Below are 2,640 nucleotides of genomic sequence, written 5' to 3' on the forward strand. Positions count from 1 at the left end.
GTGAATTGGCATCTATTTTCCACACTGGTGGTGGGGAATTAATCTACAACACTGTTGGTATTAATAAGCATGTTGGATTCTTAGCTTCTTGGCTTATCATGGCAGCTTGGATTTCAGTACCACCAGCTGTTGTTATGGCTATCATGACATGGATCAATAAGACATTAAATCTAGGTCTTGGTACATGGGGCATGGTTGGTTGTGCTGCAATATTACTTGTTTTATATTTCTTAATGAGTATTCAGAACGTTCAGTTCTTAGTAAAGGCTCAGGCAGGTATGCTTTTCTGTAACATTGCAGTTACTATTATTACTGGTTTCTTATTACTATTCTCAGGACATTGGCATTTATCTAGCTTTGGAAATATCTTCCAGTCAACTTTAAGTTCTATAAATGGTATTCCTGGATGGGTTATTGGCATGGCGTTATTGATTACACCATACTTCGGATTTGAAACAGTACCTCAAATGGTTGAAGAAGGAGACTTCCCAATCAAGAACTCTAAGAAAGCTATTTGCGGTTCAATCCTTACTTGTGGTTGTATCTATGTATTCTACTATTTCTGTGTTGCAGGATTAGATGGATTACAGGGTATTCATACAACTCTTGCACAAGATGGTTTCTTAACTATTTTAACTATGCAGAAAGTATTAGGATGGACATTCTGGCCTATTATCGTTGGTATTCTTTCTTGTTTACTTGGTATGGGTGCTTCATTACTTGGTTTCTGGATGTCAACAGTACGTATGTTATATTCAATGGCTAATAAGAACTTCTTACCAAAGGTTTTCGCAAAGGTAAACAAGAATCAGCAGCCATTATTACCTAACATCTTCTTGTTAGTATTATCATTAGTATTTATTGTATTACAGAACTCATCTGACTTCATGAGTGCATTCTTTAACTTAATGAGTTTCGGATGTGCCTGTGCTTATGCATTAACTATGATTTCAGCTATCTGTATTCATAGAAAACATCCTAATTGGGTAAGTGCAAACACTGTTAAGGGTGGAGATGCTTTCCGTGTTCTTGCAATGTTGATTGCAGTCACTATTGCATTCTTCTGTACACTTGGTCAGGGTATTGATTCTTGGATCTGCTTCGGTGTATATCTTGGTGTTGGTATGTTATTGTGGCTCTGGATGGTTTGTGTGAACTGGAAGAAGCATCCAGTAGAAATTGAAACTCCTGATGGAGTTCAGAAGTTCTAACAATTAATTAGTATTAAAAATTAATAGCAAAGCAAATGATTGCTTGCATATATAAATTTAGTTTAGAAAAGGAGAATAATAAAATGGCTAAATTAGAAGGAAAAGTTGCATTAATTACAGGTGCTGCAGTAGGACTTGGAGAAGGAATCTCAACTACATATGCGAAATATGGTGCAAAACTAATCATGGTTGACTTATCACCAGCTGTAGAAGACACTGCAGAAAGATTAAGAAAAGAATATGGTGCTGAAATCATCACTGTAGTAGCTAACGTAGCTGATCGTGCACAAATGGATGCCGCAGCTGCTAAAGGTGTTGAAAAGTTCGGTGAAATCAACGTAGCTTGCTGTAACGCTGGTGTTTGTCGCTTAGCTCCATTTGAAGAAATGACTGATGAAATGCGTGATTTCCATATTGATGTAAATATTAAGGGTGTATGGAATACATGTAAAGCAGTTGTTCCTTATATGTTAAAACAGGGTGGAGGTAGCATCGTTATCGCTTCTTCTGTAACTGGTGATATCGTAGCTGATGCTGGTGAAGCAGCTTACGCTACAACTAAGGCTGCATTAGTTGGTTTAACTAAGTGCTTAGCTGTAGAATATGCTAAACGTAATATCCGTGTTAACTGCTCACAGCTTGGTTATGCAAGAACTCCAATGGTTGAAAAGATGGCTGTTGAATCTAACCCAGAAAATCCAGAAGCAGCAATCAATGATATTGCAGCAAATGTTCCAATGGGACGTCTTGCTAGACCTATCGAAGTAGGTGAATTATTCGCATTCTTAGGAAGCGATGAATCTAGCTACTTAACAGGTGCTCAGATTGTTATTGATGGTGGTGCTACATTGCCAGAAACAATGTCTATCGGTACAAACTAATATTACAATACTTGCCACCTCTATAAAGAGGTGGTTTTTTGTATGCACAAAAAAAGAGATGAACAAATGTTCATCTCTCAAGTATTGGGTTTTTATCCTTCAATACCAGTTTCAGCTTTAACTAATTCAACAACTTCTTCCATTGTAGAAAGTTCAGTAGTTGCCTTTTCAGCTACCTTCTTAGATTTTTCATAAGATAATTCTCTGATACGTTTTCTCTGAGCAAGAATTGAAGTTGCAGACATTGAGAATTCGTCAAGTCCTAAACCAAGTAGTAATGGTGCAGCAAGAGCTTCGCCTGCCATTTCACCACACATACCAGTCCATTTACCTTCTCTATGAGAAGCATCAATTGTGTTCTTAACTAATCTTAAGATTGATGGGTTGAATGGCTGATATAAGTAGTTGATTGTAGATGACATACGGTCAGCAGCGAAAGTGTACTGGATTAAGTCGTTTGTACCGATTGAGAAGAAATCTACAACCTTAGCGAACTGATCAGCAAGAACAGCAGCAGCTGGGATTTCAATCATGATACCAACTTCGAT

3 protein-coding genes are annotated in these 2,640 nt (G+C 37.5%); 2 read left to right on the plus strand and 1 reads right to left on the minus strand.

Features of this window, described 5'->3' with window-relative positions; translation table 11 throughout:
• A partial coding sequence (locus tag ACT8VG_RS09850; protein ID WP_444195759.1) for an APC family permease occupies positions 1–1,211 on the plus strand: 1,211 nt, incomplete at its 5' end.
• 83 nt (positions 1,212–1,294) lie between these two features.
• Positions 1,295–2,092, plus strand: coding sequence for an SDR family oxidoreductase UcpA (gene ucpA / locus ACT8VG_RS09855; protein ID WP_006504742.1), 798 nt, complete (start codon positions 1,295–1,297; stop codon positions 2,090–2,092).
• Between the two features lie 92 nt (positions 2,093–2,184).
• On the opposite strand, the gene ACT8VG_RS09860 is transcribed toward ucpA, so the two are convergent.
• Positions 2,185–2,640, minus strand: a 456-nt coding sequence (locus tag ACT8VG_RS09860) for a putative PEP-binding protein (protein WP_444195760.1), incomplete at its 5' end; no start/stop codon positions are given.

The sequence above is a fragment of the Catenibacterium sp. genome, assembly GCF_052354645.1.
GTDB classification, from domain to species: domain Bacteria; phylum Bacillota_I; class Bacilli_A; order Erysipelotrichales; family Coprobacillaceae; genus Catenibacterium; species Catenibacterium mitsuoka_A.